A 15,015-nucleotide genomic window follows, 5' to 3' on the forward strand; every position below is an offset into this window, starting at 1 on the left:
GCTTCTTTTTTTATTTCTTTAGTTCCGACAGTACATCTCCGATGCGAAATTCAAAGGCCATTTTCAACTGATCGCTCATCAAATGCCAGGCGCTCTCGGCTAGGGCGAGATCACCGCTATGTGTAAAGGCATGGGCAGCGCCCATATATTTTTTATAGGTCACGGGTACATCCGCTTCAATCAGCCGTTTGGCGTATAACTCGGCTTCGTCGGCCAAGGAGTCCAACTCGGCGGTTATAATCAGTGCAGGTGGAAGATTATGTAGTGATTCTGCATAAACAGGCGAAACCAACGGGTTTCGTGCCTCATCCGGCGTGTGCAAATAGCTGTCATTAAAAATTTTTGCGATACGCGGCGGAATCGCCTGCTTGAATTGAGGCTTCAGCTTCGGATCGGTGGCGATATCCAGAGGAGGATAATCCAGCACCTGATATACGATGGGAAATTCCTTGCGATCCCGGGCCATTAGACAAATCGCTGCGGCAAGGTTTCCGCCCGCACTATGTCCTCCGACGGCAATGAGTTGGGGATTGACGTTCAGTACATCAGGATGCTTGTACAACCATTTGGTAACATCATAGCTCTCCTGTAACGGAATGGGGAATTTATACTCCGGTGCCAAGCGGTAATCGACATTAACGACGACACAATTGGCACGTTCGGCAATGACCGGGCACCAGGCATCATCCATTTCTGCACTGCCCATCACAAAGCCGCTACCATGAAAATTGACGAATACAGGCAGTGGATCGCCAGTCCGGTTGGCGGGCTCATATACAAGTACCCTGGAGTCACCTACAGAAGTGGGGATGATTCGTTCTTCCCGGTGTACCTTCGGAGAATGAGATGGTTTGAAATCAGACGCCGCCACCATTCTGCCAGCGGATATACGAGCAAGCTTGACGAACAGCCTTTGTTTCAGTCTTCGCACCATTTTTCTTCTCCCTCCCTGGGATCAGTTAGACGCGAACCCTTCACATCTTCAAATGCAGACCGTACGCGTGACAGATAGGTTTGAAACTCGCAGATTTCCGATTCGCTAAAGTCCGACATCAGGCGTGAGGCCAGTCCTATGAAAAAAGGGTCCATTTGATTGATCTTGCCTCTTCCTTTATCGTTCAGAGAAACAAAGACGCCACGCTTGTCATTCGGATCATCGTATTTGTTAATGTAGCCATCTTGTTCAAGGGAAATGACCATGGAACTGATCGCTGCCCGGCTCACACCCATCTTCTCAGCCAATGCAGAAGGGGATGACATTTCGTCTCTCTGCGCAGAAAGCACACAAAGCGCTATATATTGCCCATAGGAGAGCCCGAATTCACGTGAACGTTTCTCCATGCCTTTACGAATTTCATACGTTATAGAAAATAGCTCTACCAAAACACCAATTGGTTTATTGCCACCTGGGAACAGATTATAGGCCAGTTGACGAATTTCGGAGTCCAAGAAAAAGAACATGCGATCCACCTCGATGTAGTTAATTAGTTAACTGTAATTTAATTAACCACTGGTTGCAATGATTTATACAAACTTTATTCCGCTTTTTTTAAAATATATTTGCACAACTTATCATGACCAAGGTCCAATGCACTGCCCTGCGTCCTGATTTACAAAAGCCTGTATAGAGGGCTGGCGGAGGGTACGCCCTTCCTGCCATCGCCACTCACTGTATTGAACCTTGGCGGTATACATAGGTTGTACCCATATTGCATCCCGATGACGTTCCGGCTCATTGACAAAAGGCCGCGCTGAAATGGTATGCGGTCTCAGTCGCTCCGTAAGCTGACGCCAGTCCTCTCGCGTAAGCTTCCCTGTGCCTGCATGTCCAATGTAGCGCAGCCTTCCTTGCTTGTCGTACAGCCCCAGCAACACAGCATTGATGACGCCTCCGTTTAAAGTGTAGCCTCCAATGACAGCGATGCTATCGCCGTAATTCTTGACCTTGACCCATCGCCCATCCTTCCCGCCAAATGTGTAAGGACTGTCCAAACGTTTGCATACCATACCTTCCATTCCTTGGCTGCGCATCACCTGAAACAGAGTCTGTCCATCAGGATGAGCAGGAGCCAGTTGAACCCGTTCATTCGGAAGGATGACCTGATGCAATAATTCGAGCCTTTCTGCCAGCGGTTTGCGATGAACCCATACGCCATTCAGATACACGATATCAAATAGCATATATGTAGCGGGCACAGCTTTATAAGCCGCTTGAATCCGATCCGTTCTGCGAATCAGGTCGCGTCGCATAATCTCATGGAACGAGGGCTTCCCATCGGCTCCCAGTGCGATCATTTCCCCGTCCAGAATTATCGATTCAGCCTGGCAATATGAGGGGAATGAAGCGAGTTCAGGATATAAAAGCGTTCGTTCATGCTGCTTCCGGTTAAACAGGCGTGTGCTACCCTGATTGTGATATGTCAAAATTCTCGTGCCATCCCATTTTATTTCGTACCGCCACAGGCCCTCCGTAGGGATTCGTTCACTTTGCACAGGTTCAAACGGGATAACGGGTTTCATTTCCGAACGCAAATACAACACCTCGCCTCGCCTTTTTGGAATAAGGATAGTGTCGACGACAGGCTTCTTTTTATGTATGAGATGTTTCGTTGGACCTCAAATCGGGGAATGATGAGGATATCTAATCGTCGGCAGAAAGGGGCTCGGTTTCATGAGACAAATTCTCGAGGAGGACCATGCGGTAGTCATGGTGGATGATGGACAGGTGGTTGCGGAAGTAGGCTATAAAACCATAGATGACCATTCGTTGGTCATTGACCATACATTTGTATCCGAAAAGCTGCGGGGGCAAAAGATCGGCAAGGAGCTGATTGACAAAGTCGTGCAAATGGCGAGGGATCAGCATAAAAAGGTCGTTCCCGCTTGCTCGTACGCACTGGCCCTGTTCAAGCGTCATCAAGAATATAGTGACGTCTGGCAGCAGTAAACAAGGGGAACGCTCGCGCCACAAGTGCATAAACACCACAACATCGGGACAGGTATTCAGGCCTTCCCGGTGTTTTTTTGCGTGTATAAAGCCTCTGAAATGGCCGTATTCTATTATTGATATGTTAAGAAAATGGTTTTTCCAAGATGCTAAAGCACATTTTCAAATCCTTGGCTGTGAAATTGTTCATACTGTTGTCACTTCACAGGCCGTCCTTAGGTTCTATATAATATAGTATGGTTATTACCACAACCGAAAATGAAAAGTTTGAATTTAAACGAAGGAGACGCTCATTATGAATAAAGCGAGTGAGGACAAGCAGTACGTTCCAACGAGCAAGCGTAATTTCACAGCCTTGATTATCACCGTTTCCATCATAGCCAACGTGATTATTTTACTCCTGTTCTTTTCGCCGATTGGATACCAGGGTAGTGTTAGCTTCGATATCACCATCTTCCCGAGGTTGAATGCGATTTTTAACAGCTTCACGTTTATTTTCCTGGTGGCGGCGCTGGTTGCTATTTTCAAGAAGAATGTTAAGGTGCATAAAACTTTTGTTTTGCTGGCCTTCGCCAGTACCGTTTTATTTTTGTTTTCTTACCTGACCTTCCACTATATTTCGCCGGACACTGCAAAATTTGGCGGGGTGGGTATAATTCGGCCGATTTACTTTACGTTGCTGATTTCACACAGCATACTGGCTGCCATTATCGTACCACTAGCCCTGTTCACAGTTGTATGGGGATGGACGATGCAGGTAGCGAAACACCGTAAAATTGCACGCTGGACCATGCCGATCTGGTTGTATGTCAGCTTAACTGGGGTACTCGTGTACGTATTCATGGCCCCGTATTATTAAATAGACTTGAACCCTCAGCAGGTTCAATGAGGAAAGAAGGCGTCTCTTCTAACAGAGACGTCTTTTTTATGCCTAATAAAAGAAAAATTATTCCTTCCAAATTTATTTTATTGAAAAAACGTTCCTTCTCTAACGGTATTTCTGCTATAATTTGCCTTAATCAACTAAGAATAAGGGGGTCACCATGTGACGAAGAAAGCGAAAGGCAGGTTACGGTTGCTTGTTTCCATGCTCGCGCTGGTTGTGCTGCTAAGCAGTTGCGGAGGCGGAGGCTCAAACCCGAACAACGTAAACGGAGGAAAAGTGACACTGCAATTTTGGACCATTGCGCTACAGCCTACATTCACCCCATATTTCAATCGGGTGATTGCCGATTATGAGGAGAAGAATCCCAATGTCAAAATTGACTGGAAGGATTACCCTTATGACGCAGTGACCAACAAGCTGTTGACGAGTATCGCCAGCGGCAGCAGTCCGGATGTGGTGAATCTCAATACGGAATTTGCCAGCCAAATGGGCTCCAAGGGTGCTGTGGTGGATATGAATGAGCATTTGTCTCCGGAGGAAAAGGCTGCATATTTCGAGGGTATTTATAATTCTACCGTTATTAATGGCAAGGCTTACGCACTACCCTGGTATACCGGCACGGAAGTGCTCTACATGAATACGAAGCTGGTAAAGGCTGCCGGATTAGACCCTGCCCATCCGCCCAAAACGCGGGCGGAACTGTCTGAGTGGGGCCGCCAGATCAATAGAAAAATTGGCAAAGCAGGCTATGTGCAGCAGCTTGTATCCAAGCTTTTTGCCATAGACGGGATTCCGATTTTGAATAAAGAAAAGACAGCAGCGGCGTTCAATACACCGGAAGCAGTCACCATGATTGATAATCTCAAAAAGCAGATGGAAGATGGTGTCGTGCTCAAAGAGGACGCTGATTTTTCACAGCAAGTGAAATATTACGCGGGTGAACAGGTTGCTTTCGAGCTGGCAGGCCCGACGTTCATCAACTTTATCAAAACGGCTGCGCCGGACGTATACAAGAACACCATCGCCGTTCCTGTACCTACAGGTAAAGCCGATGTACGGCTATCCAACTCCATGGATCTGGTCGTACCGACCAAGTCTGCACATGTGAATGAAGCGGTGAAGTTTGCTGTTTTCCTGACGAATGCAGAGAGCCAGACGGCTTTTTCCAAAGCGGCTAATACACTGCCTTCCACGAAGGATTCCATTAAAGATCCGTACTTCACACAGTCGGACAAATCGCTGGAAGCACAAGCGAAAGTGGTATCCGCGCAAAGTTTGGATAAGGCGACAGACTACATGGTCGGTGTGCCAAATGCCAAGGACGTGAACAGTGCTATCACGCGTGCTTTTCAAAATATTTTATTGAACGGAACGGACACGAAACAGACGCTTACTACCTTGGAGCAGGAAGTGAATGATATTTTAAAGCAATAGGTACAGCAGGGGAGTCATATCAAGACTCTCCTGTTCATTTATCAAAATCGGGTGGTGATGCAGCATGATCAAATGGTTGAGGTCGGAATCCTTTACGGCCTGGGCCTTTATGACGCCGGGACTGTTATTACTTGCCGTCTTTGTATTTTGGCCTATTATTTACAGCATTCCGCTGGCATTGACGGACTACTCGGTCATATCGGATACCCATTATGTCGGTCTGGATAATTTCGAGGCAGCGTTTAAGGACCGCAACTTTCTCATTTCGATCTGGAACTCATTAGTGTACGTGCTCATTGTTCCCTTTCTCCAAATTTTCTCCATCCTGATGGCTGTGCTGGTGAACAGCCGTATACCGGGAATTAAAATATTTCGTACGACCTACTACATCCCGGTCGTAACTTCTATGGTAGCCGTGGCCTTGATTTGGAGCTGGTTGCTTGGCAATAACAGTGTTGTAAACTATTTGCTTATGCAGGCAGGCTTGATCAGTAAGGACATTCACTGGCTATCGGACAGTTCTTTGGCCCTGTATGTACTCATGTTTATCACGATGTGGAAGGGACTCGGGTATTATATGATGCTCTATCTGGCTGGTTTGCAGAACATTCCACAAGACCTGTACGAAGCCGCCAGAGTGGATGGAGCAAGCCGCTGGCGGCTGATCATCCATATTACCCTCCCGTTATTAAGACCCTACATTCTGTTCTGCACACTCATTTCGCTCATGGCGGCTATTCGCGTGTTCGATGAGGTATATGTACTGACCAAGGGAGGGCCGGGAACAGCCACGCTGACCTCCAGCTTGTATATTTTCCAAAAGGGGATGGAGCAGTTTAACTTTGGTTATGCCTCGGCGCTTGGCTTAATTGTCGGTGCAATGATTGCGGTGCTCAGTATTATCGTATTCCGATTCAATAGGAAAGGCGGTGTCAATCCCTATTGATGAATCTACAGGATGACAAAGTGCTACGCTCGTCTCTTCCTAAAAAGGAAAGCAGCCGCATCATGCGCAGTCTTGGTCGAATGCTCAGGATGACGGTAATCTATGTGCTTCTAGTGCTACTCGCTCTCTTTTTAATGGGACCGTTCCTCTGGCTGCTCAGCGTATCACTCATGCCGGGCCGCAACATTTTTTCATCGCCGCCCGCCATTTTCCCGACCTTTATTAATTTTGATAATTATGTTCAGGTGTGGCAGTTTATGAACTTTCCGAAGTATATGCTGAACACGGTGATCATTACGACGCTTGGCGTTATTTTCAATGTGGTGCTCGCCAGTCTGACGGGATATCCCTTGGCTGTATTTCGTTTTAAGGGTAAAAATCTGGTGTTCACGCTACTGATTGCCACCATGATTATTCCTTCATATACGTCGTTCATCGTACATTACCTGACCATTCAAGGGCTTCATCTGGGCAATACGTATTTGGGTGTGGTGCTGCCTGGAGCTGTCTCCGTATTCAACATTTTTCTTATGCGTCAGACGTTTATCCATATTCCTACCGATGTGCGTGATTCCGGTAAAATGGACGGCGCTTCGGAATTCCGAATCTGGTGGCAGCTGGTGCTACCGCTGGTGAAGCCGGCGCTCGCCGTTATTTCTTTGCTGGAGGCCATGTCGTTCTGGAACAGCTTCCTGTGGCCTATCGTTATTCTGAACGACACGGAGCTATACCCGCTGGCGGCTGCGCTGACGTATCTCAATGGTCAATTTGCCTATAACTTCGGCTGGATTGCAGCGGGCACGATGATTTCGGTACTGCCGATCATTATCTTGTTCCTGTTCACACAGCGCTACTATATGGAAGGCTTGGCGGGTGCAGTCAAAGGATAGACCGGAAAATATCGGATACGGACGATCCGTGAATGAAGGGGAGACGGTTACCATGGTGCTGGCGAAAGGAACGCGGCCCCATTCCCGTGTGGGGCTAACAACGCAGGAGACTCAATATTATTTTCGTGATGTGTATGACAGTGGAGAAAAGCTGGTTATACCCGAACCGCGTTTGATTTGCGAGCTGTCCTCCCGCTTCGGGATGAATCAGGAATATGAAGGCGTTCTGGACCCTGACGGGCCGATCAAGCTGATCTTGCCTTCGGGACCGGGTGTACCGACCGAAACACGGGGAAGCGTGCAACTGGTACTGGAGTACGATGGAGCGCTCGTTGCAGACGGCTACCGTTTGGAGATTCACAAGGAAGGTCGAATTGAAATCCATGCTGCTAATAAAAGAGGGCTCAAGTACGGCATGGATGCCCTGCATTTGCTGCTTCTAGTCGAACAGGAGCGATGTACACTGCCTGTAGTGTCCATTCGCGATGAGCCTTCTTTTCCGGTCAGAGGGATTATTGAAGGCTTTTACGGAGAACCGTGGAGCCTGGCGGATCGGCTGGATGCCGTCCGTTTTATGGCTGCGCATCGGATGAACACATTCATGTATGCTCCCAAGGATGATCCGTATCATCGTGAATTATGGCGGGAGCCGTACCCGGAAGACACGTTTGAGCAGATTAGCGAATTAAAGGAAACCTGCGATCAGCATGAGGTGGATTTTCATTACTGCATCAGTCCGGGGAACGACCTGAGCTTTGGCAGCGATGAGGATTTCCTCAGTTTGACGGAAAAGCTGGCAGCTGTGATTGCCATTGGCGTACGCCATTTTTCCATATTAATGGATGATATTGATTATGTGCTAAAAGGAGAAAATCGACATTTGCTGGGCCGCTCGGGCCACGCTCATGTCTTTTTGACGAACAAGGTGCATGCATGGCTGGCGGAGCGGTTGCCTGAATTTACGCTGACAGTCTGTCCTTCGGAATATTGGTCGTACTGGGATACCGAATACAAAAAGGATTTCCGTGAGCGGCTGCACCCGGAGATTAAGGTGTTCTGGACCGGATACTTTGTGTTTGCTCCGCATATCGGTCGGAAGCACGCTGCCGATAATCATGCGTTCTTTGGGCATGAGCTGTGGCTGTGGGATAACATTCCAGTGAATGATTGTGACCGTGACCGCTTATTCCTCGATCCGCTGCGCGGGCGGTATTCCGGGCTTCCAGACTGCGGACATACCGGTATGGTAGCCAACCCGATGAATCAGTGGGAATGCTCCAAAGTGACGCTCATTACGATGTCCCACTATATGTGGAACAGTGAGCGGTACATGCCTGAACTCTCTTGGGCTTGGGCTGTGCGGGAGTTAGCGGGAGCGCGCGCGGAGGAACTGATGTTTTTCTGCCGTCAAAACAGGAACAGCCGACTGGGCGGCAGCACGTATGAGGACGTGGACCTTGCTTTGCAATTGCGCGATATCCTGGCGCTCGATATGTACTTTGAGCGGCTGCTCCAAGCTGTGAGCGTCCTGCGGCAAGTACCCGCCGATGATCTGGCGGCAGGCTTCGTAGCACAGGCCGCGCCGTGGCTGGAACGCGCCGAACTGGACGCTGATCTGTGGCGTACGCTGCGCCAAGCTGTGGTCAGCAGCAAGCGGCAGAGCGGTGCGCAGCAGGTCGAGGAGAGCAGTACGCCGCAGGAAGTGGTCGGCGGGCAAGGACCTGTGCTCCTGACGGACGAAGTCGTGGTGGAGCTCCGGCGCTGTATCACTGCCTGTCTGGAGACGGAGGCTCGGCTCGGGAGTGATCCGGCGATCCGTGCAGCCGAGCGGTGGGGCTACGTCGGTCAGGATGAACAAGGCAAGTATCGACTGATCTTGTGAGCATTTGCTGATGGATCAAGAAACCAAGGCAGCCTAGCTGCCCTGAAAATAATGATATGTCTTTGAGTTAACGGAAAAACGGCAGCCTAGCTGCCCTGAAAATAACCATTTGCCGTTAGGATAACGGTATTTTCAGGAGAGGTGGATGCGTGTGGTGAAGACAAACACTCGTGTGCTTTTTGTACCGCTGGATGAAAGGCCCTGTAATTATGAATTTCCTTATTTGCTGGCGCAAGGCACAGATTTGGAAATCGAGCGTCCCCCTATGGAATGGATGGGACAAAAGAAAATTCCCGGTGATACGACCCAACTGTGGGCTTGGCTAGAAGAACGTGCAGCGGGAGCCGATGGAGCCATTATTGCGATGGATACGCTGCTGTACGGCGGAATCGTACCGTCCCGGCTGCATGGAATGACAAGTGAGCAGGTCGGTGACAAGGTGAATCGACTTCGCAGGCTCAAGCGGCTTTATCCGCAGATGACCTTATATGCTTTTCAACTGATTATGCGTTGTCCGCAATATTCTTTGGCTGACGAAGAACCGGATTACTACGCCGATTGGGGGCGCGAGATATTCAGGAAGGGCTTTATTGAGCATCGTCAGGAGCTGGGTATTGCCACGGCAGAGGAGCTTCTTGAATTATCCGACATCAACGAACGTCTGCCTGTAGAGATACTGGAGGATTACCTGGGACGTCGCCGTGTGAATCTGGAAGCTAATGAAGCCGCACTGGAGCTGGTAGCAGAGGGTATCATTGATTTTATGATCATTCCACAAGATGATTCTGCTCCCTACGGCTATACCGCCAAGGATCAGCAGCGGCTAAGAAATCGTATTTCCGATCTTGGGCTGGATTTGAGTGTGTACATGTACCCGGGGGCAGACGAAGTGGGCTGTACGCTGCTGGCGCGGTGGGTGAACCAGGTGAAGAATGCTGTGCCGCTTGTCTATCCAAGGCTGTCCGCTTTGCAGGGAGCATTCGTGATTCCGCTTTTTGAGGATCGTTATTTTTATGAAACATTAAAATATCAGATTATGGCGGCAGGCGGATTGATCGCGTCTTCAGCGGCAGAGGCTGATTTGATTTTGTTGGCTAACACGCCCGGAGACACGATGGCAGAAGCATCATCTCAACAGCGTGCAATGGCCGGATATGATGTATACCGAAACGTGGTGGAGCTGGTCGAATACGGCGTCCATATGCTGCGACATACAGGTAAAAACATTGCAGTGGCTGATGTAGGCTATGCCAACGGAGCTGATCTTAAGCTGCTTAGACTATTAAAGCAAAAAGGGTTGCTTTTTGAGCTGGCAGGTTATGCAGGCTGGAACACCAGCTCCAATACGCTGGGAACCGTCATTGCCCAGTCTATGCTGTATAGCCACTACGGGCCTACAACAGAGCATCTGGATTTTCTGGCGTTGCGTTACGCCGAAGATGCATGTTATTGCGCCGTGGTGCGTACCGCCATGAATAATGGAATTGTGGAACAAATGGGTTTCGATAAGTTTATGCTCGATGGACAGAGAGGTTCGGTTGCTGCGGTCATTCGCGGACGACTGGAGCAGGCGCTCGACGAATATGTAAACGGACCGGAGGGCCATGTGGAAATTACAGATTGCTATATGCCGTGGAACCGCACCTTTGAAGTTGGATTGACCGTACGGCATCATGTCGAAGAGAGAGGGTGATCCCAATGGGAATGGAAGCTGTATTATCAAAAGTTCAGCACGGCCTGATCGTATCCTGTCAGGCGCTACCCGATGAACCGCTGCACGGATCGGATTCCATGGTCAAAATGGCACGCGCCGCTCAGCAGGGCGGAGCCGTGGCCATTCGCGCCAATGGCGCAGCAGATGTGCGTGCGATCAAACAGGCGCTTTCCCTGCCAGTCATTGGTCTGATCAAGCGGGATTATGTTGATTCCGATATTTACATTACGCCCACCCTCCGTGAGATGGAGGAACTGGTGGACGCGGGCGCGGATATCATCGCCCTGGATGCTACATCACGTCCGCGCCCGGGAGGATGCAAGCTGAAGCAGCTTATAGATTACGCCCATGAACATGGAGTGGTTTCCATGGCGGATATATCCACACTGGAGGAGGCGCTTCATGCCGCTTCCCTCGGTATAAGCTGCGTATCCACAACGTTATCCGGTTATACGCCATACTCTGCTCAGATCGATGGACCCGATCTGGAGCTGGTTCGGAGAGCGTCAGAGCTGGTTCCTGTGCCTTTAATTGCGGAGGGCAAAATTCATGAGCCGGCGCAGGTGGAGGAAGCATTCCGGCAGGGCGCATATGCAGTGGTTGTAGGCTCGGCGATTACCAGACCCCAATTGATTACGCAGCGGTTTGCCGATGCCGCAAGGAAGGCAGTGAAATACATCTATGGAGATGAACGACCGAATTAATACGTACTTTCCTTCATTAACAAAATCGGAACAAAAGGTCGCATTGTGCGTACTGGAGCGCCCGGCAGATATCATATATTTCTCCGTGACGGAGTTAGCTGATTTTGCAGGTACAGGCGAGACGACCGTCATGCGCTTTTGCCGGAAAATCGGTTTTAAAGGTTATCAGGATTTCCGACTGTCCCTGGCGCAAAACCAGACTTATCGCAAAACCGATACGGGTGGGGAAAACACCGACCCGGAGAACGAACATGATATTACTCGCATGGTGTATCACAATATGCTCGATATTTTGCACTCTAGTATGGGACTGCTGGACCGTTCAGAGCTTGGGCGTGCGATAGCGTGTCTCGAACAGGCAGGCTATGTTCAATTTTTTGGTGTAGGTGCTTCGGGAATTTCCGCGCAGGATGCCAAAAACCGTTTCTTACGAATCGGGCGGCGTGCCGAAGCCGTGGCAGACGGACATATTCAGTCGATGATGGCGGTGTCCATGAAGCCCGGAGATGTGGCTATTGGTATCAGTGTTTCGGGAAGTACGCTGGATACGAACGACATGCTGCACAAAGCCAAGCAAAACGGCGCGACCATTATCGCGATCACCAATTATGCAAAATCGCCCATCACCTCCATTGCGGATATCGTGCTGCTCACCGCAGGTAAGGAAGCTCCGATCGAGGGCGGTTCGATTGGAGCCAAAATCTCGCAGCTATTCGTCATTGACCTCATCTGCGAAGGGCTTGCTCGCAAGCACACGAGTCATACCAAAGTGATGAAGGAAAAAACAGCGAGGGCGGTCATTGAACGAAGCTATTGAGGTTTTAAAGCGGAGAACTGGTCTATTAGGCTGTGTCCTATCGTTAGTTATTGTTGTGGTATATGACTTGCTATTATTGAAGCTTTACGTAAAAGAGCGTGTTTGTAGATATCGTTTGGCAACAAGGAGGACGCTGTAGTGGCAGATGCTGTGAACAGAGTCATAGGGATCGATATTGGAGGTACATCGGTGAAGGCAGCCGTAGTGGCACGGGATGGTGCGGTGCTGGATGAAATCCGGCTGGATACGGATGCTTCTCGCGGGCGTGATTGGGTACTCTCACGGGTATCCGAAGCTGTGGAAGGACTGAAACGCTCCTTGAGAGACATCAGCACCATTGGCAATAACGACATCGGCGCTCTAGGGATTGCTACGGCTGGCAGAGTAAACGTGGAGAGCGGTGAAGTCGTGTATGCCACGGATAATCTCCCCGGCTGGCAAGGTACACACTTGGTAACATGGGCGAGGGAGAATCTCGCCTTACGTGCTGTTGCTGACAATGATGCGAACGCCGCTTTGCTAGGAGAAGCATGGCAGGGAGCGGGGAGGGGCAAGCGACGCTTGGTCATGCTCACCTTGGGAACAGGCGTCGGTGGCGCATATATGGAAGATGGTTTGTTGTGCCGAGGGGCTCATTGGAGCGGCGGCGATTGGGGGCATAGTATTTTATTCCCAAGAGGCCTTCCTTGCAATTGTGGAAAAAAGGGCTGCGCCGAGCAGTATGTATCAGGTAGCGCACTGTTACGCCGGGGCAGAGAATACACAGGTATACAGTATCGCTCGGGAGTCGAGATCATGAAGGAGGCCGCTCACAGTCACCCGGAGGCGCTTCAGGTACTGGACGATTACACCGCAGATTTAGCCGTACTTCTGGCCAATATCTCGGTCACCCTTGATCCCGAGGCTATTATCGTAGGCGGAGGGGTAGCAGAGGCGGGAGAAGTTTGGTGGCCCTTGCTAGAAAAGCATCTACAACAGCTGGGAGTACAAACGGAAGTAAGTCGGGCGTTATTGGGTAATCGCGCTGGAATCATCGGTGCGGGACGGCTTGCTTTTGAACTAGTAGATTCCTAGAACAAGCATGAAAGGGGAACGAACCATGACGCAAAATCGGCTTGATACCGACATTGTAGTGATTGGCGGAGGTCTGGGAGGAACATCGGCAGCTCTTGCGGCAGCGAAGGCTGGCATGAGAGTCATCGTAACGGAGGAGACGGACTGGTTGGGAGGACAGTTGACTTCACAGGCCGTCCCCCCGGATGAGCATCGATGGATCGAACAGTTTGGCTGCACAGCAACATACCGTGAGTTCCGTAATCGTGTACGTGACTATTACCGTCAGAACTATCCTTTAACGGAAGAAGCCCAAAATGACCCGATTCTTAATCCCGGCAATGGTTGGGTAAGCCGTCTGGCTCATGAACCACGAGTAGCTTTGCGGGTGCTTGAGGATATGCTTGCTCCCTATTTGAATACGGGGCGTGTTCGCGTATATTACCACACCGTGCCCGTAGCTGCTCAAACGGATGGAGACTGCATTTCTTCCGTAACTGTTCGTACCTCGGATAGCCTTGATGATGGGTGTCGGGTTATGGTGCTGCGCGGAACGTTTTATTTGGATGCCACAGAGTGCGGGGATCTTCTTCCGATGGCGGGGGTGGAGCATACGAGTGGAGCAGAGTCGCGGGATGATACAGGTGAGCCTCATGCTTTGGAGTGCGCTGACCCTATGGATATGCAATCCATCACACATGTAGCAGCCGTAGATTACATTCCGCATGGAAGCTTCATTATAGTGCGGCCGCAACAATACGATTTTTGGAGAAATTATATTCCTTCCTTTTCCCGGTTCCCGATTTTGAGCTGGTTTGCTACGGATGCGGATGATACCAGCAAACTAAAACAGTTCACTTTGTTTCCTAACGATCAGGGCATTGTATCACTATGGGATTACCGTCGCATTGTGGACCCTTCTATATGGAGCAAACCATTAAATGATGGAGAGGTAACTCTTTTAAATTGGGCGCAAAATGATTATTACCTCGGTCCGTTGATCGGTGTCACCGCTCAGGAGCAGGAAAGACATAGGGAAGGAGCCCGTGAATTGACCCGTTCTTTAATCTATTGGCTCCAGACCGAAGCACCCCGGTTAGATGGAGGATTCGGTTATCCGGGCATTCGGCCCCGTGGAGATTTCCTTGGTACCTCAGATGGTCTGGCTAAAGCCCCCTATATTCGCGAATCGCGTCGAATTCAAGCGAAGTATACGATATCAGAATTCGATGTAAGTCGTGAGCTTCGTGGAACGGATGGGCCCAAACGATACGCGGACAGCGTAGGTGTAGGCAGCTATCATTTGGACCTCCATCCGACCACTGTATCTCAGCGGACATTTTACATTCCTAATTACCCTTATGAAATTCCGTTAGGCTCCCTTATTCCGGTAAGAGTGCGTAATCTGCTTCCCGCCTGTAAAAATATAGGGATGACTCAAATCGCAAATGGTTGCTATCGGCTGCACCCCACGGAGTGGAATATAGGTGAATCAGCGGGTAGTCTCGCGGCTTATTGTGTCTCTAACGGAGTATTTCCGATAGAAGTCAGCGAATCGGCAGAGCATCTGGGGCGTTTTCAGAGCAGGCTTCTTTGCCAAGGTGTGGAGTTACACTGGCCTGCGGAAGTATTTGAACCCGAAGGAGTCACCAGCTAAAACGTGAGGGGCTACTGCCCCTTGGCTGACTTTGATAAGGTCAAAAGATGATTTTAATAATTAATAAAAAAAAGTACTTGCTAAG

The 15,015-nt window shown here is 49.8% G+C and carries 14 protein-coding genes; 11 read left to right on the forward strand and 3 right to left on the reverse strand.

The features are described from left to right. Positions 1–10: 10 nt before the first annotated feature. The 3 genes from AC0WRU_RS01805 to AC0WRU_RS01815 form a co-directional block, all read right to left on the reverse strand. Complete coding sequence (locus AC0WRU_RS01805) at positions 11–934, reverse strand: alpha/beta hydrolase (RefSeq protein WP_476126991.1); 924 nt, start codon at positions 932–934, stop codon at positions 11–13. Next, positions 919–1,461, reverse strand: coding sequence for a MarR family winged helix-turn-helix transcriptional regulator (locus tag AC0WRU_RS01810; protein WP_025684672.1), 543 nt, complete (start codon positions 1,459–1,461; stop codon positions 919–921). The genes AC0WRU_RS01805 and AC0WRU_RS01810 overlap by 16 nt, the downstream gene beginning before the upstream one ends. 111 nt (positions 1,462–1,572) lie before the next feature. Further along, positions 1,573–2,532, reverse strand: a complete 960-nt coding sequence (locus AC0WRU_RS01815; RefSeq protein WP_476126992.1) for an ATP-dependent DNA ligase — start codon at positions 2,530–2,532, stop codon at positions 1,573–1,575. Between the two features lie 139 nt (positions 2,533–2,671). Between AC0WRU_RS01815 and AC0WRU_RS01820 the strand changes: the two genes are divergently transcribed. The 11 genes from AC0WRU_RS01820 to AC0WRU_RS01870 all read left to right on the forward strand — a co-directional run bounded on the left by AC0WRU_RS01820 (position 2,672) and on the right by AC0WRU_RS01870 (position 14,930). Beyond that, positions 2,672–2,947 (forward strand): GNAT family N-acetyltransferase, encoded by a 276-nt coding sequence (locus AC0WRU_RS01820; RefSeq protein ID WP_476126993.1) that lies wholly within the window; start codon positions 2,672–2,674, stop codon positions 2,945–2,947. A 295-nt stretch (positions 2,948–3,242) separates the two neighbouring features. Next, complete coding sequence (locus tag AC0WRU_RS01825) at positions 3,243–3,806, forward strand: DUF420 domain-containing protein (RefSeq protein ID WP_025684669.1); 564 nt, start codon at positions 3,243–3,245, stop codon at positions 3,804–3,806. A gap of 186 nt (positions 3,807–3,992) precedes the next feature. Next, complete coding sequence (locus AC0WRU_RS01830; RefSeq protein WP_025684668.1) at positions 3,993–5,267, forward strand: ABC transporter substrate-binding protein; 1,275 nt, start codon at positions 3,993–3,995, stop codon at positions 5,265–5,267. A gap of 64 nt (positions 5,268–5,331) precedes the next feature. Continuing rightward, entirely contained in the window at positions 5,332–6,213 is an 882-nt protein-coding gene (locus tag AC0WRU_RS01835) for a carbohydrate ABC transporter permease (RefSeq protein ID WP_476126994.1), read from the forward strand. Beyond that, positions 6,213–7,103 carry a carbohydrate ABC transporter permease gene (locus AC0WRU_RS01840; RefSeq protein ID WP_476128535.1) on the forward strand — a complete coding sequence of 297 codons (891 nt, stop codon included), beginning with the start codon at positions 6,213–6,215 and terminating at the stop codon, positions 7,101–7,103. Before AC0WRU_RS01835 ends, AC0WRU_RS01840 begins: the two co-directional genes overlap by 1 nt. Before the next feature lie 52 nt (positions 7,104–7,155). Continuing rightward, a complete protein-coding gene (locus AC0WRU_RS01845; RefSeq protein ID WP_476128536.1) occupies positions 7,156–8,985 on the forward strand; it encodes a protein O-GlcNAcase in 1,830 nt (609 codons plus the stop codon). Positions 8,986–9,136: 151 nt separating this feature from the next. Beyond that, entirely contained in the window at positions 9,137–10,678 is a 1,542-nt protein-coding gene (locus AC0WRU_RS01850; protein ID WP_476126995.1) for a DUF4127 family protein, read from the forward strand. Positions 10,679–10,683: 5 nt separating this feature from the next. After that, positions 10,684–11,403: an N-acetylmannosamine-6-phosphate 2-epimerase gene (locus AC0WRU_RS01855; RefSeq protein ID WP_476126996.1), complete on the forward strand. Its 720-nt coding sequence runs from the start codon at positions 10,684–10,686 to the stop codon at positions 11,401–11,403. Then, positions 11,381–12,220: a MurR/RpiR family transcriptional regulator gene (locus AC0WRU_RS01860; protein WP_476126997.1), complete on the forward strand. Its 840-nt coding sequence runs from the start codon at positions 11,381–11,383 to the stop codon at positions 12,218–12,220. The genes AC0WRU_RS01855 and AC0WRU_RS01860 overlap by 23 nt, the downstream gene beginning before the upstream one ends. 138 nt (positions 12,221–12,358) lie before the next feature. Then, positions 12,359–13,294 carry an ROK family protein gene (locus tag AC0WRU_RS01865; RefSeq protein ID WP_476126998.1) on the forward strand — a complete coding sequence of 312 codons (936 nt, stop codon included), beginning with the start codon at positions 12,359–12,361 and terminating at the stop codon, positions 13,292–13,294. A 25-nt stretch (positions 13,295–13,319) separates the two neighbouring features. Further along, on the forward strand, positions 13,320–14,930 hold the full coding sequence (locus AC0WRU_RS01870; RefSeq protein ID WP_476127000.1) for an FAD-dependent oxidoreductase: 1,611 nt from the start codon (positions 13,320–13,322) through the stop codon (positions 14,928–14,930). The last annotated feature ends 85 nt before the right edge of the window (positions 14,931–15,015 follow it).

It is taken from the genome of Paenibacillus sp. 1-8 (assembly GCF_056316205.1).